Genomic DNA, 19,624 nt, shown 5'->3' with positions numbered 1-19,624 from the left:
GCGGCCTTGGTGCCGCTGGCGTCGACGACGTCCCCGCCGAGGCTGTACAGCTGCGCGGTGAAGTGCCAGCCCCCGGTGTTGGCGGCCGAGTACTCACCGAACCCGGCCACCCCGCCACCGAGCGCGGCGATCTTCTTCGCCGCCGCCCGGACCCCCTCCCAGGTACGCGGCGGAGCGTCCGGGTCCAGACCCGCGTCCTTGAACAGCTTGCGGTTGATCAGCAGACCCATCGTGTAGTTGCTGGTGGGGAGGCCGTAGAGCTTGCCGTCCTGCTTGAGGGAGCCGAGGACGTCGGGGTCGATGTCCTTGAGCGCCGGGACCGTCTTGTCGTTGACGTACGCGGAGATGTCGGCGGCGCCGTTCTCCGAGAGGACCTGGGGCAGGTCGGTGAAGTAGGTGTAGAAGACGTCGGGCTGCGACTTCGCCTTCAGCATCGCCGTGAAGCGCGGGGGCTCCAGACACTGCCCCGGCGTGGACCGGCCCTCGATGGTCACGTTCGGATACGTCTCGTTGAACTCGGCGACGTCCTCCTTCCACTCCTTCAGCTCGGCCGCCTTCGCCGCCGGCGGCATGCAGTCGATCGTCAGCGTCACCTTCGTCTTCGGATCGAGCGGGGCGGAGGCGTCGGACGAGCCGGTCGGCTGCGCAGCACCGTCGGTGCCGTTGTCGCTGCTGCTGCTCGTGCCGCAAGCGGCGAGAGCGGTCAGTGTCATCGCGGAGACGAGGGTGACCGCGCTGGCGCGGCGGGCACGGCGGAGCCTGGCACTTCTCATCGAGTGGTCCCCTTCGGGCAAGAACGTGGAGGTCGCCCCACCGAGGTCGGCGACTGCGTTGTGGGGCGCGGCACACTCAACCACCCGCAACAAGTGAACGCAAGATATCGCGCCCATTTCGTAATTGCTCGACAACAGCCCGCCGCACGCCCGTCCGGCACGCCTGACACACGCCTGGCGGGCGCCTGACGGGCGCACACGATCGACGGGGTCGCGTCGCACACCCCAGCCCTCACCTCAGATCACGTGCATCTTTTGCATGATCTCTTCAATTTTTTCCATGAGGCCGTTACCTTGGTGCCGCAGGAGGCCCGCACATGGACAGGCCAACGACGATGAGCTACGCGGAGATCCCACGGAGGCGCCTTCCTCTACGGCGACCGGCGGCGCCTCCCTGTTCCAGGCGCTCCTGGAGGCGGACATGGCCGTGCCACGATCGACTACAGGATCTCGGGAGAGGCACCGTTCCCCGCCCAGCTCGACGACGTCGGGGCAGCACCGGACCGTCTTCGGTCCCACGCCGGGGAGTTCGGTCCCGATGCCGACCGCATCGGACTCTGGGGAGCGGGCCACACCTTCACGGGCCACGACGGCATCCCCGGCCTCGTCGCGGCCTCGGTGGCGTTCCTCGCCGCATCCGCCCCGGAAACGCCCGAGGGGCCGTTTCAGATCACTCTGAAACGGCCCCTCGGCCAACGACTCTCTCGAGTCGGGACGACAGGATTTGAACCTGCGACCCCTTGACCCCCAGTCAAGTGCGCTACCAAGCTGCGCCACGTCCCGCTACCCGTCTGACCTGGGGTTTCCCCTGGCCCGTCGTGCAAGAGAACCATACCGCACTTCCCCCGATGGTCACGAACCGCTTTACGGGGGTCACTCCGGGGCGCGACGCCGGTGCGGGCACATGCCGCCGGAATGTGGCGGGAATTCGACCCTCCGCGAGGGCTCCCGGCGGACGGCAGGGCTCCAGATCGCCCGCAACACAGTCGGAAGTGATCGTCAACAGCACAGGTTTCGGACAAATACGGGGGCGATATTGATCCACCCCTGAAAGATCAACACCATAAACGGGTCGGCCTGTTCGGGACGGGACCACCGCCGATGCACCACCTGTCCGGACCCCGCCGGACAGGCGTTTCGCAGGGAGGTACTCGTATGGACAGCTACTTCAGCAGCCGGCTCCATCATCGGCTGCGCGAGACCGTGCGCGACTTCGCCGAGCGGGAGGTGCGACCCCGCATAGCCGAGATGGAGGCCTCCCGCACGGTCCACCACGAGCTGTCCCGCCTCATCGCCGCCCAGGGCTGGCTGGGCGCGACGATCAGCCCGGAGTACGGCGGCATGGGCGCGGGCCACCTCGCCAAGACGATCATCATCGAGGAGCTGTCCCGGGTCAGCGGAGCCATGGGCGCCATGGTGCAGGCCTCCCAGCTGGGCACCGCCAAGATCGTCCACTTCGGCTCCGACGCCCAGCGCAAGACCTGGCTGCCGAAGGTCGCCTCGGGCGAGTGCCTGCCGACCATCGCGGTCACCGAGCCGGACTCCGGCGGCCACGTCCTCGGCATGGAGGCGAGCGCCGTCCGCGACGGCGACGACTACATCATCAACGGCAGCAAGATCTACGTCGGAAACAGCCACGTCGGCGATCTGCACGGCGTCGTGGTCAGGACCGGCCCCGGATCGAAGGGGCTCACCGCCTTCCTCGTCGAGTCCGACCGCCCGGGCTTCCGGCTCGGCCCGCAGCAGCCGGCCATGGGCCTGCACGGCTTCAGCTTCGGCGAGCTGATCTTCGAAAACTGCCGGGTCCCGGCCGCCAACCGGCTGGGCGACGAGGGCGACGGCCTCTCCGTCGCGTACTCCTCCAGCGTGCTCTACGGCCGGGCCAACCTCACCGCCGTCTCCCTCGGCATCCACACCGCGATCCTGGAGGAGACCACCCGCTTCGCCAGCGAGCGGATCCGCTACGGCGAGCCGCTGTCCGCGCTGCCCACGGTGAAGCTCAAGCTGGGCCAGATGCAGTCCCGCCTGATGACGGCCCGGCTCGCCGCCTACCACGCGGTGCACCTGCTCGACCAGGGTCTCTCCTGTGACACCGAGCTGATGAACGCCAAGCTGGTGAACGTCGAGTCGGCCATCGACTCCGGCCGCAACGCCATGGAGATCCACGCCGCCGCCGGCCTCTTCACCGACCGCTCCATCGAGCGCTACCTCCGCGACGCGCACCACATCTTCGCGCCGGCCGGCACCTCTGACATCCAGCTCCTGCGGCTCGGCGAGGTCGCCCTCGGCCAGGACAAGGGCAGCTGGTCGGAGCGGCTCTCCGAGCTGGTCCGCACCCCGGAACCGGAGCCCGCTCCCGTCTGAGACACCGGAAGAGGGCGAGGGCCCGTACGGCGGCGTGCCGTACGGGCCCTCCCCCACGCGTGGACGCGGGTCAGAACCGGCCGTCCTCGCGGCGGTGGATCTGCTCGACCAGCTCCGCCGCCATCTGCTTGATGGTCTCCAGGCCGGAACGGCCCCAGGGCCGGACGTCGGTGTCGACCACGCAGATCGTGCCGAGCGCCACGCCGGTCCGGTCGATCAGCGGCGCGCCCATGTAGGAACGGATGCCGATCTCGTCGACGACCGGGTTGCCCGCGAAGCGCGGGTAGTCGCAGACGTCCTCCAGGACGAGCGCCTTCCGCCGCACCACCACGTGCGGGCAGTAGCCGTGGTCGCGGGCCATGAAGCGGCCGACGCCACCCGTGCCGGCCGCCGCAGCGCCCAGGTCGCTGCCCGAGTGGGAGCCGCCCGGGGTGTGCAGGCCGGCGAAGAACTGCCGGTTCTCGTCGATGAAGTTGACCATCGAGAACGGGGCGCCGGTGATCTCGGCGAGCCGCTGAGCGAACTCGTCGAAGGCAGGGTCCGGGCGCTCCCCGAGGCCCAGTTCGCGCAGCCGCCGGACCCGGTCCGGGGCCTCCTTGTCGATGGGGGTCAGGAGGAGGTGACCGGTCGGGTCGTAGGTCATGGCGTGACTCCGAAGCTCGGCTCGCTGGCCGGTGTCGAGTTGAGGAGGTGCTGGACGAGGGTCAGCAGCGTGCTGATGGCGGAGCTGGAGATCCTGGCGTCGCAGAGGACGATCGGCACCAGGGCGTCGAGGTCGAGGGCCTGCCGGATCTCGTCCCGGTCGTAGCGGAAGGCGCCGTCGAACTCGTTGACCGCCACCACGAAGGAGATGCCCCGGCGCTCGAAGAAGTCGATCGCCGAGAAGCATTCCTGGAGGCGGCGGGTGTCGGCGAGGACGACCGCGCCGAGCGCGCCCTCGGACAGTTCGTCCCACATGAACCAGAACCGCTCCTGGCCCGGGGTGCCGAAGAGGTAGAGGACGTTGCGGTCGTCGAGGGTGATCCGGCCGAAGTCCATGGCCACGGTGGTCGTGGTCTTGTTCTCCACGCCCTCCAGGCTGTCGGTGGCGGCGCTGACCGAGGTCAGCAGCTCCTCCGTGCTGAGCGGTTCGATCTCGCTCACCGCTCCGACGAAGGTCGTCTTTCCCACGCCGAAACCGCCCGCCACCAGGATCTTCAGCGCGGTGGGGAAGGGATCGGCCGCGAGACCGTCATGGCGTTCAGAGCCGCTGTCGTAGGCCATCGAGCACTGCCTCCAGCAAGGAACGGTCGGATGGGTTGGCGTGGAAGCGGGGGGCCCGCGCGGTGAGGGCCCCACAGTCCACGAGGTCGGAGAGGAGGACCTTGGTGACGGCCGCCGGCAGCCTTAAGTGCGCCGCGATCTCGGCCACCGAGGTGGGCCCGCCGCACAGCCCGAGGGCCAGGCCGTGCTCGGGGCCCATGTGGGGCAGGGGGCCGGAGCCGGTCGCCATCACCAGGGAGAGCAGGTCGAGCGAGGTGGTGGGCCGGGTCCGTCCGCCGCTGACGGTGTAGGGGCGGATCAGCCGGCCGGCCGCGTCGTCGAGCCAGGGCCCTTCCTGCGGGGGTGAGGCGTTCACTGACCGGCGCCACCCGCCGCTGCGGCCGCCTGCCGGGCGGGCGTCATCAGGTACGGGCGCACGCTCTTGACCAGCATCGCCATCTCGTAGCCGAGGACGGCGGCGTCGGCCTCGCGCCCGGCGAGGACGGCCAGGCAGGTGCCGGAGCCGGCGGTGGAGACGAAGAGCAGGGTGGAGTCGAGCTCCACGACGACCTGACGCACCTCGCCGCCGTCGCCGAACCGGACGCCGGCGCTGCGGCCGAGCGAGTAGAGCCCGGAGGCGAGGGCCGCCATGTGGTCGGCGGCGTCGGGGTCGAGCCCGTGGACGGATTTCACCAGGCCGTCGGAGGAGAGCAGGACCGCGCTGCGGGTGTACGGGACCCGCTGGACCAGACCGCTCAGCAGCCAGTCGAGATCCGAGGAATGGCCGTTCGGCACATTGCTCGCCATTGTGTGTCTACTCCTTGTGCGCGTCGCCGTGACGCAGCGACTCCTGGGGGGTGGGCTGGGACTCGGCGAGGCCGATCCCACGCTGGAAGGCGGCCATCAGGCCGGGGTCGTGCAGGGCGTGCTCCTCGGCGGGACGGGACTGCGGCTCGTCGCGCAGCTGGGGGACGAGGTGCTCCTGGGCGCGCCGCTTGGGCAGGTCGGGCCGGCCGGGCGCCTCGGGGCGGGACGCCGGCGGTACGGAGCCGAAGCCCGCCGGGGGGTAGGGACGCTCCGGGGCGGCCGGCGCCGCCGGGGCGGGCGGCCGGTAGGCGTAAGGAGCCGGGGCCGGGGCCTCCGTGGGTACGGGGGCGGGGTTGGCGGCCGTGACCGGCGCGAGCTGCGTGGTGGGGGCGTCGCCGGGGGGGCGCGGCGGCTCGGCGTGCTGCGCGTGCTGGGGCTGCGGGGCCGGGGCCTGCGGAGCCGGGGCCTGCGCCGGGATCTGGTGCTGCTGCGGCTGCTGGAGGTGCTGCGGGTGCTGCGGGTGCTGCTGCGGGGTGGCGCCGGTGACCGCGGCGGTCTGGCGCTCGTGCTGGGCGAGGCCCTCGGGGTCGGCGCCGAGGATGCCCTGCGGGAGGACGAGGACGGCCTGGATCCCGCCGTAGATGTTCGACTGGAGGCGGACGGCGATGCCGTGGCGCCGGGCCAGCGCGGAGACCACGAAGAGGCCGATGCGGCCGTCCTGGAGGAGGTGGGCGACGTTGACCTGGTCGGGGTCGGCGAGCAGGGCGTTCATCTTGTTCTGCTCGACGACCGGCATGCCGAGGCCGCGGTCCTCCACCTCGATGGCGAGGCCGGCGGTGACGTACTGGGCGCGCAGCAGCACGGTGGTGTGCGGCGCGGAGAAGACCGTGGCGTTCTCGACGAGTTCGGCGAGGAGGTGGATGACGTCGGCGACGGCGTGGCCGCGCAGGGTGCCGTCGATCGGCGGGACGAGCTTGACGCGGGGGTACTGCTCGACCTCGGCGATGGAGGAGCGGAGCACCTCGGTCATGGTGACCGGGTTGGACCACTGGCGGCGGGAGATCGCGCCGCCGAGGACGGCGAGGTTCTCGGCGTGGCGGCGGATGCGGGTGGCCAGGTGGTCGACCTGGAAGAGGCCCTTGAGCAGGTCGGGGTCCTCGACCTCGTTCTCCAGCTCGTCGAGGAGCTGGATCTCGCGGTGGACGAGGGACTGGAGCCGTCGGGCGAGGTTCACGAAGACCTCGACCTTCTGCTCGTTGCCGACGCTGGAGGAGAGGCGGGAGGCCTGGACGACGGCGGCGACGGCCGCCTCGTGGGAGCGGGCGAGCTCGGCGCCGAGCCGGTCGAACTCGTCGCCGTGGGTGGTGTCGGGGAGGGCGGGCCGGGGGGCCAGGTCCTCGCCGCGGCGCAACTGTTCGACGACCGAACGGAGTTCGCCCTGCGTCTGGGTGGCGTCGCGGCGCAGCGCGCCGACCCGGTCGAGGACGGCCCGGGCGGCGCGGTCGGCGCCGAGCGCGGCGGCCGTCACCGAGGCGACGGTGAGGGCGGCGGCGCCGGTGAGCGCGGCCCACAGGCCGGGCGTCGGGGCGGTACCGGTGGAGCGGAGGGTGAAGAGCACGGCGGCGGCGCCGCCGAGGGCGACGGCGACGGCGGGCAGGACCGAGGTGCGCAACAGCTGGGGGCGTATGCGGACTTCGACGGGGGCGGCCGTCGCGGGCCTGGTCTGGCTGGCGCCGGTGGTCGTGGTGCGGGCGCCCGAACGGCCGTGCCGCCCGCCCTCGCGGCGGTCGGACCGCGGGGCGGGTGCGCGAAGTTGTGACATGGGTGTCCTTGGTACGTGCCCGGGAAATCGGCGTACTGAGGGGTGCTTGCGGGTACTCGTGGGCTGGGGGGTTGGGGGGTGATTCGGGGGAGGCTGCGGTCGGGGACGGCAGGTGCGATGAGCCTACCGATGATCAGCGACCACACACTGTAGTCGTCAACCGTTCATGTGCGGTGCGCAGTTGGCAAACTTGCCCGTAGACCTGGGGAATCTGCTACCGACCCCTCGACGGACGGCCGATATCGATTGGCTGAAAGTCGCCTGTTTGGCACAGGAGTTGTCGAGGACCGGAACCGTACGAAAGAGGGCGGAGAGGCCAATTGACCTCTCCTCTCTGCGGAAACGCGCCTGGCGCACCGCCGAGCGGAATCCCCCGGAGGGGCCCGGGACCGCCTCCTCCACCCCCCTCCGTCACGGAGCGTGAGCGCTCTGGGGTGGGGTGTGGCTGCCATCCTGGACGCATGAACGCCGAAGCCGAGCTCTCCCGCCGTCCGCTGCTCGTCGTGGACGGGGCCAACGTCGTGGGCTCCGTGCCGGACGGCTGGTGGCGTGACCGCCGGGGCGCCGCGGAGCGCCTGCGGGACCGGCTGGCCGCGCACGGCGGGCCCGCCGACGGGCCGTTCCCGGGGCCGTACGAGATCGTGCTGGTGGTCGAGGGCCGGGCCCGGGGCGTCGGGTCGGTGCCGGAGGTGCGGGTGGAGGAGGCGCCCGGCAGCGGCGACGACCTGATCGCCGAGCTGGCCCGCGGGGCCCACGGCCGGCCGTGTCTGGTGATCACGGCCGACCGGGAGCTGCGCCGCCGCGTGGAGGAGACGGGCGCCCACTGCGCGGGCCCCCGCAGCCTCCCGGGCGGCTGAGCGGCGGCGTGGCGCGCCCCCGCGCGTCACTCACCCGCCGCAGCCGCCGCATCCTCCTCCGCAGCCCCCGCAGCCGCCTCCGCTGCCTCCGGCCCCGCCGTCCTTGTCCTTGTCCTTGCTCGACGACGAGCCGGACCCCGAGTCGAAGACGGTTCCGAGGAACGCGCAGACGAGCACGATTCCGATGATGATGAGCACCGCTTCCCCCACGGTCTCCCCCTTGCCGCACGGTGTGGTGTTTCCCTGCCCGGTTCTTACCCGACTCGCCCGGAAACAGAGCATGCTCGGCGACCCGGATTCGGTCAGCCGTGCGAGGAGGAAGGGCGTCCGGCGGGTGCTCCCGCGTGGAGGACCGTCAGGGCCGGGAGCGCCGAGAGGACGCCTCCGGCGGCCAGGACCCCAGGGCGGCGAGCTCCGCGACCGCGTGGTCGGCGAGGAACCGCCCGGGGTCCGGGGAGCCGAGCGCGGTGAGCGCGGTCTGGTCGCCGCCCGCGCACGCGGTGTGGAACGCGGGGTGCGCGTCGCCCGCGATGCGGGTGCCGACCTCGACCAGGGCCGGGCCCTCGGGGATGACGACGACCTCGGCGCGCGCGGGCCCGAAGCGGACGCCGAGCGCGTCCAGGGCCTGCTCGACGCAGGCGATCAGCGTCGGCGCCGGCGCCGGGTCCTCGTCGTCGCCGCCGTCCGCGCGATCGGCCTCCTCACCCTCTCCCACGCCTCCCCCGGAACACCCACGTGATCCTCGACAGCGCCACCGCCCAGGACCGGACGGCCGTCCGGTCCGCGCGCCGGCGCTCCCCGCGCGTCGTCAGCGGTCGCCCGCCAGGTCGAGGTCGCGCCGCGGTGCCTCGCCGCGGGTCTCCGGGGGCTCCGGGCGGCGCCACGGGCGGGCCAGGGGCTGGGACACGGCACGCCACCAGGGGTCCGCGGGCACCTTCCCCGCGGGCTCGAACGGCTCGCCGGGGCGGGGAAGCGCCACCGCCTGCCCGGCCTCCCGCGCCGCGTCGCGGGTCCACTCCCCCGGTTCCGCCCACGGGTGCGGGGCCAGGTTGAAGGTGCCCCAGTGGATGGGGAGCAGCACGCCGCCGGGCGTGCCGCCCTGGAGGTCCAGGTGGGCACGGACGCCTTCGGCGGGGGTCATGTGGATGTCGGGCCAGAACTCGGAGTAGGCGCCGATCTGGATCATGGTGACGTCGAAGGGGCCGTGGGCGGCGCCGATCTCCCGGAAGCCCTGGAAGTAGCCGGTGTCGCCGCTGTGGAAGATACGGTGGCGGGGGCCGCGGACGGACCAGGAGGCCCAGAGGGTGTGCTGCTGGTTGCGGATGGCGCGGCCGCAGAAGTGACGGGCCGGGGTGGCGGTGAGGGTGACGTCGCCGACCTCGGTGGACTCGTGCCAGTCCAGCTCGCGCAGGCGCGAGGCGGGGACGCCCCAGTGCTCCAGGTGGGCGCCGACGCCGAGCGGGACGGCGAAGAGGGTGTCGGTGGAGGCCAGCGCCTTGATCGTCGGCAGGTCGAGGTGGTCGTAGTGGTCGTGGGAGATCACGACGACGTCGACCGGGCCGAGCGCGGCGAGCGGCGCGGGCGCCGGGTGGAGCCGCTTGGGCCCGACGAAGGAGAAGGGAGAGCAGCGCTCTCCCCAGACCGGGTCGAAGAGGATCCGGACGCCGTCGATCTCGGCGAGCACGCTGGAGTGGCCCAGCCAGGTGATCCGCAGGCCGCTCGCGGCGGGGCGGGCCAGGTCGGCCACGGCCGTCGGGTGGACGGGGATCACCCCGGACGGGGCGCGGCGGGCGCGCGCCTCCCGCTCGAAGTAGACCTTCATCAGGTCGGCGGTGGAGCCGGAGGGGCCCCGGCGGGCCTCCTCGGGGTTCCGGAAGACGCCGTCGGCGAAGTGCGGCGAGCGGCGGATGCGGGCCAGCCGCTCCCCCGTGGGCTCGGCGCCGAAGGACTCGGGCCGCAGGGCGCGCAGCCGGGCCCGCAGCGAACGGTCGGAGCCGGTACCGGTCACAAGTCCTCCTGAACTCTGGGGGTCGTTCCATTATGGGCGGACGCGGAGGCGGACGGGCGGGCGACCGGGTGGCGGACCGGCCGGCGGCGATGATCATGACTCTGTCATGTGCTGTGTAGGCTGCTCGGCGTGGCGAGAGTGCGGTTGAGCGTGGCCGAGCGGCGCGAGGAGCTGCTGCGGGCCGCCGTCGAACAGATCGAGGCCCGGGGCACCACCGCCGTCCGCATCGCCGATGTGGCCGCGGCCCTCGGCGTCAGCAACGCGCTCGTGCTGTACCACTTCTCCACCAAGGAGCAGCTGGTCGCGGCGGCCTTCGCGCACGCCGCCGAGAGCGACCTCGCCGAGCTGCGCCGGCTCCTCGGGCGCCGCTCGACGGCGGTGCGGCGGCTGCGCGCCGCCATCCGCTGGTACGCCCCGAGGGGCCAGGCCAAGGGGTGGCGGCTGTGGATCGAGGCGTGGGCGGCCGGCCTGCGCGACCCCGAGCTGCGCCGGGTCGCCGCCTCGCTCGACCAGGAGTGGAAGCGCGCCCTGACCGCCGTGATCGAGGAGGGGGTCGCCGCCGGCGAGTTCCCCTGCCCGGACCCGGCGGGCGCCGCCTGGCGGCTCACCGCCTACCTCGACGGCCTCGCCGTCCAGACGACCGTCTACACCGGCGGCCTCTCCCGCGCGGCGATGCTCCGCTGGGCCGACACGGCCCTCGACCGCGAGCTGGGCCTCCCGACACCGGAGAACTGAGCGGCGCCCGGTGCCCCGGGCCGGGAACACGCCCCCAGGCCACGGCCCGGCACCCGAGCGGGCCCGCCGGCCGGCAGCATGGCGCAAGAGCCCGAGCCAGGGCCGGGGCCGGGGCCGCGGGCCTGGGCCAGGGCCAGGGCCTGGGCACGGGCCCGCGCCCGAGCTGAGGCCGGGGGCCGGGGCCAGGGCCGGGCCGAACGGCGGCGCACGGCCGAGCGGCACACCCGACGGCCAAGCGGCGCCGGGCGCGCAGACCGGCGGCAAGGCGCAAAGGCACGGGCCCGCGTTCGAGCCGGGCCGGGGGTGGGGGCCGGGGGCGGAAGCCGGACGCCCGGCCTCAGAGGAGTTCGTAGACCGCCGAGACCGTCACCTGCTCCTCGATCTCGCCGGGGGCGAGCGGGACGTTCTGTTCGTCGGCCGGGAGGGACGGGAGCGTGCCCTGGCCGGGCCGGAGCGAGTCGCCCTCGCTGAGGGAGACCAGCCGGCCCAGGCGGTGGCCGCTCAGCTTGGCGTGCTGGGAGGCCTTCTCGTACGCGTCCCGGTACGCGGCCTCGCGGGCCTTGGCGCGCAGCTCCTTCGGGTCGGCCACGTCGAAGACGACGCCGTTGACCCGGCCCGCGTCCCCCGTGGCGCCGTTGACGGCGCCGATGACCTGGCCGGCCCGGTCGATGTCCCGGACCTTCACGGAGAAGCTCTGGCTCGCCTGGTAGCCGGTCACCTTGGACTCGCCCCCGGTCGTCTGGGTGTAGACGGGGTTGAGGGAGAGGCTGTCGGTGCGGATGTCCCGGTCCGCGATGCCCTCCTCGCGCAACACGGCGAGCAGCGCCTTCGCCGCCGTGTTCTGCGCCGCCATCGCCTCCTTCGCCGTCGGCTTGGTGACCTCCACGCCCACCGAGAGGATCGCCAGGTCGGGGGCGGCGGTGGCGCTGCCGCTGCCCGTCACGGTGACGGTCGCCGGCGCCTCGGCCCGGGCGGCGGTCGCCCGCGGGGCGGGGCGCTCCGGCGCGGCGGCGAGCGCGGGGGCCGCGGCGCCCAGGAGCAGCGCTCCGAGGACGGCGCTGCCCGCGCCGGCGGCGAGCAGACGGGCGGCGCGGGCGCCGCGGTTCGGGAGGGTGGGCGCGGGGCGGTGCGGCACGGGCGGTCCCTTCGACGGTCGGGTGCCGGTGGCTCCGGCGGGCACATCCCAGCACCCGGGGCCGCCGCCTCCCGGGCGCCACTCCTGACCGCCGCCGCCCTTCACCTCTCCGTACCAGCGGATTTCCAGCCGAGCGGCTCTCCGTACGAGCGGCTGTCCTTACGAGCGTGCCGCCGCTCCCCCGCCCCGCCCCCGCTCAGGTCTGCACGAGCGGCGCGTACGCCTCCGTGCCCAGGCCGAAGGTCCAGGCGACGCCCTCCCGGGCGGTCCGGGTGCCGGGCGGCACGCGGAGCCAGTACGTGCGGTGGCTGCCGTCCGGCTCGGGCGTCGAGTTGACCACCTCGACCATCACCACGTCCTCGTCGTCGCCGAGCTCGATCCGCCACAGCACGCCCGCCTCGTCGCGGCCCTCGGGGCGGGCCCCGGAGGCGTCGAGGTAGCGCTCGTAGCCGTAGAACTCCAGCATCACGCGCCGCAGTTCGGCGTTCTCCTCGTCGCGGATGCGCTCCGGCGTGAGGTCCGCGAGGCCCGCCAGGAAGTCGGCCGTGACGGGCATGCCGCGCCAGGCGTGGAGGGCGAAGCCGTCCCGGTGGGCGAGCGCCGGGCCGTCGCCCCGGTCGAGCCGCCCGGCCTCGTCCCGGTGCAGCTCGACGGGGCGTTCGCAGACGACGGCGACCTTCTCGTACGGCCACCACCAGCCGGCCTGCTCGGCGACCGCGGCGAGTCCGGCGAGTCGGGTGCCGCGCCCGTCGAAGGCGGCGAGCCAGGCGGCGTCCTGCTGGCCGAGCACCGCGTCGTACAGCAGCTCCCGGCCCGCGAGCTCGGTGAGCGCGCCGGGTTCCTCCCGGTCGCCGAGCACGTCCAGGATCCCGGTCCTGATCCGCTCGGCGAGCGCCCGCGCCGGGTCCCACAGCCGGGCTCCGGTGGCCTGCCAGTGCGCCGTCCACCCGGCGGGGCCGAGCGCGTCGTGGAGGCGGCGGCGCTCCTCCGCCCAGGGCAGGGTCCGCACCTCCTCCCGCACCGACCGCCCCCGGTCCGCGAGGCCCGCGACCAGCTCGACGCCGGCGAGCGGCGACTCCGCCCACACCACACGCTCCGGCGCGGGCAGCCCCGCGAAGGCGTAGGCGAGCAGGACCCCGGCCTCCGCGGCCGTCCGGTCCGCCGCCCCGGTGGCGGCCGCGACGGCCCGCCACTTCTCGTACACGTCGCCCTCGTTCATCGTCCTGTCCCCCATGTCCGTCCGCTCCTCCGGCACCGTCCGGTCCCGTCTCAGTCCGCCACGATCCGGTACGCGCCCGGCACGTACTCCCGCTGCCGCACCACCCGGTACCAGCCTCTCGGCAGCACGATCGGCGCGTGCTCCTCGTGCACCAGCCGTCCGCCCTCGGGCAGTTCGAGCAGGAACGGGCCGTACGGTCCCGGCTCCCGCACCAGCCGGCCGGGGCCCGGGACCGCGTGGGCGTGTCCGGTGACCTCGCCGAAGGCGAGCACGAGCCGCCCCCGGCCGTCCCTCGGCTCGCTCCGCGCGTCCTTCGCCCGGGCGGGCACGGCCCGCTCGTCGACGGACACGATCAGCACGTCCCCCTGCCGGTACATGGCTCTCCCCTTCCCGTCCGGAACCCGCTGCCCGAACACGAGAACGACGCTAGGGGCCGCCACTGACAACGCCCCGGCCAGACCCCCCCCGGGCCGACCCCCCGCCCCTCCTGTCGGTACGCCTTGGTACAACTTCTTGGCGTCACGCCCGTACCGCCGTCCGTCGTCTGGAGCACCGTCATGACCATTGGGGCCTACCTGGAGGAGTTCCACGGCCTCCCCGTCTTCGACCTCCCGGACGCCGACTCGGGCGCCGCGCTGCCCGACCCGGCGGCCGTGGCCTGGCGGCTGTCCAGCCCGACCTACCGCGACGACGACGAGGAGAGCTGGGCCGCCGTCTTCGACCGCTTCCTGAAGACCGTGGACACCACGCGGGTCCGCGCGATCGTCGTGGGCGGCTGGGAGGACGCGTACGACGCCTCCTCCGCCGCGATCGTCACCGCGCTCATCGGCGCCAACGACCGGCTGACGGCCCTGGAGGCGGTCTTCCTCGGCGACATGACCATGGAGGACTGCGAGATCTCCTGGATCGTGCAGTCCGACGTGACGCCGCTGCTCGCCGCCTACCCGGCGCTGCGGGAGCTCGGCGTGCGCGGCGGCACCGGGCTCGTCTTCCCGCCGGTGCGCCACACCGGTCTGCGGACCCTGGTCGTGGAGACCGGCGGGCTCGGCGCCGAGGTCGTGCGCGGCATCGCGGGCAGCGAGCTGCCGGCCCTGGAGCGGCTCGAACTGTGGCTCGGGACCGACGAGTACGGCGGTGACTCCTCGCCCGGCGACCTGGCGCCGCTGCTCTCCGGCGAGGCCTTCCCGGCCCTGCGCAGCCTCGGCCTGTGCAACAGCGTGATCGAGGACCGGGTGGCCGCCGCCGTCGCGAGCGCCCCGGTCGTCGCCCGCCTCGACCGGCTCGACCTCAGCATGGGCGTGCTCACCGACGAGGGCGCGGCCGCGCTGCTCGACGGCCAGCCGCTGACGCATCTGACGGAGCTGGACCTGGAGCACCACTACCTCTCGGAGGCGATGGGCGAGCGGCTCACCGCCGCGCTCGCCCCGCACGGGGTGCGGGTCGTCCTGGACGACCCGCAGACCGCGGAGGACGACGGCGACGGGGACGTCTGGCGCTACGTCGCCATCGCCGAATGACCGCGGGCCCGCGCCTCGTGGTCGTCGGCGACCCGGCGGGGCGTCGCGTCGCGTTCTTCCAGGACGCGCTGCGCGCCGCCGGACTGCCCGGGGCGCGGGCCGTGCCGTGGACGGACGTCCTGCGCGGCGGGGCCCGCTTCGCGGCGGGCGAGACCGTCCGGATCGACTCGCCCGGCGAGGTTCCGGAGGTCGACCTGCTGCTGCGCGGCGCGGACGACCCGGCCCGGGTGGAGGGGAGCCGGCTCTGGTACGAGCGGTTCACCGCGGCCCTCGCCGGGCTCGCCGCCGAGGCGGGCCGCTCCGGAGCGGTGCTGGTCGACGACCCGGCGGAGACGGCCGTCCTCTTCGACAAGCGGCTCACCCACGGCCGGCTCGCCGCCGCCGGCGTGCCCGTGCCCGCCTCGCCGACCTCCGGCCCCGGCGGGGCGCCGGTGCGGGGCTGGGACGACCTGGTGGCGCTGATGGCCGGGGCCGGGCTGCGCCGGGTCTTCGTCAAGCCGGCCCACGGCTCCTCCGCCTCCGGGGTGCTGGCCGTGGAGACGGCCGGCGCGGGGCGGGTGCAGGCCGCCACCTCGGTCGAGCGGGACGGCGCCGGACGGCTCTTCAACTCGCTGCGGGTACGCCGCTACACGGGCGCGCGGGAGGTCGGCGCGCTGGTCGACGCGCTCGCCCCGGACGGACTGCACGTGGAGCGCTGGCTGCCGAAGGCGGTCCAGGGCGGCCGGGCGGCCGACCTGCGGGTGGTGGTGACCGGCGGGCGCGCCACCCACGCGGTGGTCCGCACCAGCCGTTCGCCGCTGACCAATCTGCACCTCGGCGGCGCCCGCGGCGACCTCGCCGCCGCCCGGACGGCGATCACCGCCGCCGGCCGCCGTTGGGAGGACGCGGTCGCCGTCTGCGAGGGCGCGGCGGCGGCCTTCCCGGGCACCCGGTGCGTCGGGGTGGACCTGCTGCCGGGCGCCGGCTGGCGCCGCTTCGCGGTCGGCGAGGTCAACGCCTTCGGGGACCTGCTGCCCGGCCTCACCGGCCTGGCGGGCAGCGGCGCCGAGGGCCTGGACACCTACGGCGCCCAGGTCGCCGACCTGCTGGAACACCCGCCCGCGCCCCCACCCGTACGCCCGCCCGCGAGCACCGCCGGCCCCCGCACCACAGGAACGAGCACCGCCCCGTGAACCAGCCCGACATGAACGCGGTCGTCGGCAGCCACGACCTGCTCCTGGTCACCCTCGACACCCTCCGGTACGACGTGGCCGCCGAGCTGGCCGCCGCCGGCCGCATACCGAACCTGGCCCGGCACCTCCCGGGTGGCCGCTGGGAGCGCCGGCACGCGCCCGGCAGCTTCACCTACGCCTCCCACCAGGCGATCTTCGCGGGCTTCCTGCCGACTCCGGCCGCGCCGGGACCGCACCCGAGGCTCTTCGCGGCCCGGTTCGCGGGCAGCGAGACCACCGCCGGCGGCACCTATGTGTACGACGCCCCCGACCTGGTCACGGCGCTCGCCGCCGACGGCTACCGGACGGTGTGCGTCGGCGGCGTCGGGTTCTTCAACGGGCGGCCGCCGCTCGGCTCGGTCCTGCCCGGCCTCTTCCAGGAGAGCCACTGGGAGCCGTCCTTCGGCGTGGCCTCGCCGACGTCGTTCGAGGCGCAGGTGGCCCGGGCCGAGGAGGTGGTGGCCGCGCTGCCGGCGGACCGCCGGCTCTTCCTCTTCGTGAACGTGGCGGCGCTGCACCAGCCGAACTGGTTCCACCTGCCGGGCGCCACCCGCGAGGCGGGCGACACCCGGGCCACCCACGCGGCGGCGCTTGAGTACGTCGACCGGCACATCGGGCGCCTCTTCGCGGCGATGAGCAGCCGCCGCCGCTGCTTCGCGATCGTCTGCTCGGACCACGGCACGGCGTACGGCGACGACGGCTACACGGGCCACCGGCTCGGCCACGAGGTCGTGTGGACGGTGCCGTACGCGCAGTTCACGCTGGCCGGTCCGGCCGAGGGGGCCGCCGCGTGACCGGCCTCCCGCTCCCCCGCCCGTACCGCTCGTACGTCTACGCCTACCCGCACAAGACGGCGTACCGTCCGCTGCCCGAGCGGCCGGAACTGGCGGCGCTCTGGGCGGACGAGCCGAAGGACGCCCTCTCGCTCTACGCGCACGTGCCGTTCTGCGAGGTCCGCTGCGGTTTCTGCAACCTGTTCACCCGGATCGGCGCCCCGGACGAACTGACCACCCGCTATCTCGACGCGCTCGACCGGCAGGCCGTCGCCGTCCGGGAGGCGCTCGGCGACGCGGCGCCGGTGCGGTTCGCGGCGGCGGCCTTCGGCGGCGGCACCCCCACCTTCCTGACCGCCGCCGAGCTGGAGCGGCTCTGCGACATCGCCGAGCACCGCATGGGCGCGGACCTGCGGGCGGTGCCGCTCTCCGTGGAGACGTCCCCGGCGACCGCGACCGCCGACCGGCTCGCGGTGCTCGCCGGGCGGGGCGCGACCCGGCTGAGCATCGGGGTGCAGAGCTTCGTGGACGCCGAGGCGCGGGCGGCGGTCCGGCCGCAGCGGCGGGCGGACGTGGAGGCGGCGCTCGGCCGGATCCGGGACGCCGGGGTGCCGGTGCTGAACATCGACCTCATCTACGGCATCGACGGGCAGACCGAGGAGTCCTGGCGGTACTCGCTGGACGCGGCGCTGGCCTGGCGGCCCGAGGAGCTGTACCTGTACCCGCTGTACGTGCGCCCGCTCACCGGCCTGGGCCGGACCGGGCCCGCCGAGTCGGACGCGGAGTGGGACGCGCGGCGGCTGCGGCTCTACCGGCAGGGCCGGGACCACCTCCTCGCGGAGGGGTACGAGCAGGTGTCGATGCGGATGTTCCGGCGGGCCGGCGCGGCCCCGTCGGGCCCCGACGACCACGCCTGCCAGACGGACGGCATGATCGGCCTGGGGTGCGGCGCCCGCTCGTACACCGCCGCGCTGCACTACTCCTTCGACTATGCGGTCGACATGCGGGAGATCCGCTCGATCATCGACGCCTACACGGAGACCCGGGACTTCTCCCGGGCCGTGGTGGGCCGCCGGGTGGACGGGGCGGAGGCCCGCCGCCGCCACCTCCTGCAGTCGCTGCTGCAGGCGCGGGGCATGGAGCTGGCCGGGTACGAGCAGCGGTTCGGGACCTCGGCGCACGAGGACTTCGGCGCGGAGCTCGACCGGTTCGCGGGGTACGGCTGGCTGGACGGTGCGGCGCCGGCGGGGCTGCTCAGGCTGTCGCCGGAGGGGCTCGCGCACTCGGACGGGCTCGGCCCGGAGCTGTTCTCCCCCGCCGTACGGGCCGCGATGGCCGCGTACGAGCCGAAGTAGGGCCGGCCGTGGACCTGACGCTGCTGTACCGGGGGCCGCTCGCCTCGTGCGACTACGACTGCCCGTACTGTCCCTTCGCCAAGCGCCGGGACTCGCCGGAGACGCTGCGGGCGGACCGGGCGGCCCTGGAGCGGTTCACCGGATGGGCGGCCGGGCAGGACGGGGACCGGCTGCGGATCCTCTTCACGCCGTGGGGCGAGGGCCTCGTCCGCTCCTGGTACCGGCGGGCGATGGTGGAGCTGTCGCGGCTGCCGCACGTGGAGCGGGTGGCGATCCAGACCAATCTGAGCTGCCGGACCTCCTGGCTGGACGACGCCGACCCGGACACGCTGGCGCTGTGGTGCACGTACCACCCCGGCCAGACGCCGTACGACCGCTTCCTCGGCAAGGCGCTCGGCCTGGCGGCCCGGGGCGTGCGCTTCAGCGTGGGCGTGGTGGGGCTGCCCGAGCACCACGCGGAGGCGCTGCGGCTGCGGGCGGCGCTGCCGGAGCACGTCTATCTGTGGGTGAACGCCGCCGAGGGGCACACGTACACCGACGCGGAGGCGGCGGCGTGGACGGGCATCGACCCGCTCTTCGGCTACAGCCGGCACCCGCACCGGTCGGCGGGGCTGCCCTGCCGGACCGGCGAGTCGGTGGTGTCGGTGGACGGCGCGGGGACGGTGCGCCGCTGCCACTTCGTCAGGGCCGAGCTCGGCAACCTGTACGACGGCTCGTACCGTGCCGCGCTGCGGCCCCGCGCCTGCCCCCTCGCCGTCTGCGACTGCCACATCGGCTACGTCCACCTGGAGTCGCTGCCGCTGTACGACGTCTTCGCCGGCGGGGTCCTGGAGCGGATCCCCGCCGGCCGCCGGGCCCCCGGAGCTACAGGGGCATGAGGTCGGGGCGCTTGGCCTCGACGTGGTCGCCGGAGCTCTCGCCGCGCAGCCGCCGCCCGATCCACGGCACCAGGTACTCGCGCGCCCAGTGGATGTCGTCCCGGCGGACCTCCAGCGGCCCGCGGGCGGGCAGCGGCGGCCACGCCTGGTCCGGGTCGGCGGGCACCGGCAGGCCGAGGACCTGGGCGGCGCGCAGCGCGACCCGGGTGTGGCCCTCGGGCGAGAGGTGCAGCCGGTCGTCGTCCCAGGCCCGCCGGTCCTGGACCGACTTCAGCGACCACAGGTCGAGGACCGGGCAGTCGTAGCGGTCGGCGATGGCACGGACGTGGGCCGTGTACGTGGCGATCTTGCCGCGCAGGTGCTTGAGCACCGGTACGTCACGGGTGTCGAAGCCGGTGGTCACCATGACGGTGCCGACGGCGGAGGTGAGGTCCCGCACCGCCCGCTCGAACCGCTCGGCGACGTCGTCGGGGTCGGTGCCGGGGCGGATGATGTCGTTGCCGCCCGCGCAGAAGGTGACCAGGTCGGGGGCGAGCTCCTTGGCCCGCGGGACCTGCTCGGCCACGATCTGGTCGAGGAGCCGGCCGCGGACCGCGAGGTTCGCGTAGCGGAATTCCTGGTGGTCCGGCAGCTGGTCGGCGAGGAGCACCGCGAAGCGGTCCGCCCAGCCGACGTAGGTCCCGTCCGGCCCCGGGTCTCCGACGCCCTCGGTGAAGCTGTCACCGATCGCCGCGTACGACCCGAATCCCCCGACCGCCCCGAACACGTTCTCTTCTGTTGCTCTCGAATCGTCTGCCACGACAGCACATCCTTCCTTTAGGGATGTGACCTACGCGACCGTAAGGAGGGGTTGACGGCGGGTGATATATGCCACCGATAAAGAATTTGCCAAGCCCGGAATAGGGCGAAGGCCCGGCACGCGGGTGCC

21 protein-coding genes, 1 tRNA gene and 1 pseudogene are annotated in these 19,624 nt (G+C 74.1%); 9 read left to right on the top strand and 14 right to left on the bottom strand.

From position 1 onward, the window contains the following. Positions 1-773: extracellular solute-binding protein (locus ABZ621_RS29145; RefSeq protein WP_360609403.1), on the bottom strand; the 773-nt coding region annotated here is incomplete at its 3' end. A 366-nt stretch (positions 774-1,139) separates the two neighbouring features. Between ABZ621_RS29145 and ABZ621_RS29140 the strand changes: the two are divergent. Then, positions 1,140-1,517 (top strand): annotated as a pseudogene (locus tag ABZ621_RS29140) (alpha/beta hydrolase fold domain-containing protein); the annotation flags it as partial. Here ABZ621_RS29140 and ABZ621_RS29135 read toward each other — a convergent pair. Then, a tRNA-Pro gene (locus tag ABZ621_RS29135) sits at positions 1,483-1,556 on the bottom strand. The pseudogene ABZ621_RS29140 and the gene ABZ621_RS29135 overlap by 35 nt on opposite strands. Before the next feature lie 372 nt (positions 1,557-1,928). Here ABZ621_RS29135 and ABZ621_RS29130 point away from each other — a divergent pair. Further along, positions 1,929-3,137, top strand: a complete 1,209-nt coding sequence (locus ABZ621_RS29130; protein WP_360609402.1) for an acyl-CoA dehydrogenase family protein — start codon at positions 1,929-1,931, stop codon at positions 3,135-3,137. Positions 3,138-3,207: 70 nt separating this feature from the next. On the opposite strand, the gene ABZ621_RS29125 is transcribed toward ABZ621_RS29130, so the two are convergent. The 5 genes from ABZ621_RS29125 to ABZ621_RS29105 are packed head-to-tail and all read right to left on the bottom strand — an operon-like array spanning position 3,208 to position 7,008. Next, positions 3,208-3,780, bottom strand: coding sequence for a GAF domain-containing protein (locus ABZ621_RS29125; RefSeq protein ID WP_169089935.1), 573 nt, complete (start codon positions 3,778-3,780; stop codon positions 3,208-3,210). Next, positions 3,777-4,400 (bottom strand): ATP/GTP-binding protein, encoded by a 624-nt coding sequence (locus tag ABZ621_RS29120; protein ID WP_360609401.1) that lies wholly within the window; start codon positions 4,398-4,400, stop codon positions 3,777-3,779. Before ABZ621_RS29120 ends, ABZ621_RS29125 begins: the two co-directional genes overlap by 4 nt. Continuing rightward, positions 4,378-4,755: a DUF742 domain-containing protein gene (locus tag ABZ621_RS29115; RefSeq protein ID WP_360609400.1), complete on the bottom strand. Its 378-nt coding sequence runs from the start codon at positions 4,753-4,755 to the stop codon at positions 4,378-4,380. The genes ABZ621_RS29120 and ABZ621_RS29115 overlap by 23 nt, the downstream gene beginning before the upstream one ends. After that, positions 4,752-5,186, bottom strand: a complete 435-nt coding sequence (locus ABZ621_RS29110) for a roadblock/LC7 domain-containing protein (RefSeq protein ID WP_169089929.1) — start codon at positions 5,184-5,186, stop codon at positions 4,752-4,754. Before ABZ621_RS29110 ends, ABZ621_RS29115 begins: the two co-directional genes overlap by 4 nt. A gap of 7 nt (positions 5,187-5,193) precedes the next feature. Then, on the bottom strand, positions 5,194-7,008 hold the full coding sequence (locus ABZ621_RS29105; RefSeq protein WP_360609399.1) for an ATP-binding protein: 1,815 nt from the start codon (positions 7,006-7,008) through the stop codon (positions 5,194-5,196). Between the two features lie 461 nt (positions 7,009-7,469). Between ABZ621_RS29105 and ABZ621_RS29100 the strand changes: the two genes are divergently transcribed. Next, complete coding sequence (locus ABZ621_RS29100; RefSeq protein ID WP_360609398.1) at positions 7,470-7,865, top strand: NTP pyrophosphohydrolase; 396 nt, start codon at positions 7,470-7,472, stop codon at positions 7,863-7,865. A gap of 30 nt (positions 7,866-7,895) precedes the next feature. On the opposite strand, the gene ABZ621_RS29095 is transcribed toward ABZ621_RS29100, so the two are convergent. The 3 genes from ABZ621_RS29095 to ABZ621_RS29085 all read right to left on the bottom strand — a co-directional run bounded on the left by ABZ621_RS29095 (position 7,896) and on the right by ABZ621_RS29085 (position 9,873). Beyond that, a complete protein-coding gene (locus ABZ621_RS29095; protein ID WP_360609397.1) occupies positions 7,896-8,075 on the bottom strand; it encodes a hypothetical protein in 180 nt (59 codons plus the stop codon). Positions 8,076-8,220: 145 nt separating this feature from the next. Beyond that, the gene (locus tag ABZ621_RS29090; RefSeq protein WP_360609396.1) at positions 8,221-8,580 is read right to left on the bottom strand and encodes a hypothetical protein; all 360 of its coding nucleotides are present in this window, start codon (positions 8,578-8,580) and stop codon (positions 8,221-8,223) included. Between the two features lie 93 nt (positions 8,581-8,673). Then, complete coding sequence (locus tag ABZ621_RS29085) at positions 8,674-9,873, bottom strand: MBL fold metallo-hydrolase (protein WP_360609395.1); 1,200 nt, start codon at positions 9,871-9,873, stop codon at positions 8,674-8,676. Between the two features lie 129 nt (positions 9,874-10,002). On the opposite strand from ABZ621_RS29085, the gene ABZ621_RS29080 reads away from it, so the two are divergent. Further along, on the top strand, positions 10,003-10,608 hold the full coding sequence (locus ABZ621_RS29080; RefSeq protein WP_360609394.1) for a TetR/AcrR family transcriptional regulator: 606 nt from the start codon (positions 10,003-10,005) through the stop codon (positions 10,606-10,608). Between the two features lie 337 nt (positions 10,609-10,945). On the opposite strand, the gene ABZ621_RS29075 is transcribed toward ABZ621_RS29080, so the two are convergent. The 3 genes from ABZ621_RS29075 to ABZ621_RS29065 form a co-directional block, all read right to left on the bottom strand. Continuing rightward, on the bottom strand, positions 10,946-11,743 hold the full coding sequence (locus ABZ621_RS29075; RefSeq protein ID WP_360609393.1) for an SIMPL domain-containing protein: 798 nt from the start codon (positions 11,741-11,743) through the stop codon (positions 10,946-10,948). Positions 11,744-11,939: 196 nt separating this feature from the next. After that, entirely contained in the window at positions 11,940-12,977 is a 1,038-nt protein-coding gene (locus ABZ621_RS29070; RefSeq protein WP_360609392.1) for a DUF6745 domain-containing protein, read from the bottom strand. A gap of 35 nt (positions 12,978-13,012) precedes the next feature. After that, positions 13,013-13,339 carry a hypothetical protein gene (locus ABZ621_RS29065; protein WP_360609391.1) on the bottom strand — a complete coding sequence of 109 codons (327 nt, stop codon included), beginning with the start codon at positions 13,337-13,339 and terminating at the stop codon, positions 13,013-13,015. A 180-nt stretch (positions 13,340-13,519) separates the two neighbouring features. On the opposite strand from ABZ621_RS29065, the gene ABZ621_RS29060 reads away from it, so the two are divergent. From ABZ621_RS29060 to ABZ621_RS29040, 5 genes are read left to right on the top strand one after another with little or no spacing between them, the layout of a single operon-like run. Further along, entirely contained in the window at positions 13,520-14,479 is a 960-nt protein-coding gene (locus ABZ621_RS29060; protein ID WP_360609390.1) for an STM4015 family protein, read from the top strand. After that, complete coding sequence (locus tag ABZ621_RS29055; RefSeq protein ID WP_360609389.1) at positions 14,476-15,651, top strand: STM4014 family protein; 1,176 nt, start codon at positions 14,476-14,478, stop codon at positions 15,649-15,651. The genes ABZ621_RS29060 and ABZ621_RS29055 overlap by 4 nt, the downstream gene beginning before the upstream one ends. An 11-nt stretch (positions 15,652-15,662) precedes the next feature. Further along, positions 15,663-16,484 carry an STM4013/SEN3800 family hydrolase gene (locus ABZ621_RS29050; RefSeq protein ID WP_360609414.1) on the top strand — a complete coding sequence of 274 codons (822 nt, stop codon included), beginning with the start codon at positions 15,663-15,665 and terminating at the stop codon, positions 16,482-16,484. Next, positions 16,481-17,818, top strand: coding sequence for an STM4012 family radical SAM protein (locus tag ABZ621_RS29045; protein ID WP_360609388.1), 1,338 nt, complete (start codon positions 16,481-16,483; stop codon positions 17,816-17,818). The genes ABZ621_RS29050 and ABZ621_RS29045 overlap by 4 nt, the downstream gene beginning before the upstream one ends. Positions 17,819-17,826: 8 nt before the next feature. Beyond that, positions 17,827-18,696, top strand: coding sequence for an STM4011 family radical SAM protein (locus ABZ621_RS29040; RefSeq protein ID WP_360609387.1), 870 nt, complete (start codon positions 17,827-17,829; stop codon positions 18,694-18,696). Here the strand turns inward: ABZ621_RS29040 and ABZ621_RS29035 are convergent. Next, complete coding sequence (locus ABZ621_RS29035; RefSeq protein ID WP_360609386.1) at positions 18,683-19,495, bottom strand: SGNH/GDSL hydrolase family protein; 813 nt, start codon at positions 19,493-19,495, stop codon at positions 18,683-18,685. The genes ABZ621_RS29040 and ABZ621_RS29035 overlap by 14 nt on opposite strands. Positions 19,496-19,624: the final 129 nt, after the last annotated feature.

It is taken from the genome of Streptomyces sp. NPDC007863, from assembly GCF_040633895.1.
Taxonomy (GTDB): Bacteria; Actinomycetota; Actinomycetes; order Streptomycetales; family Streptomycetaceae; genus Streptomyces.
Note: the sequence above shows the minus strand (reverse complement) of the source record. Positions and strands in the feature narration are given on the sequence as shown.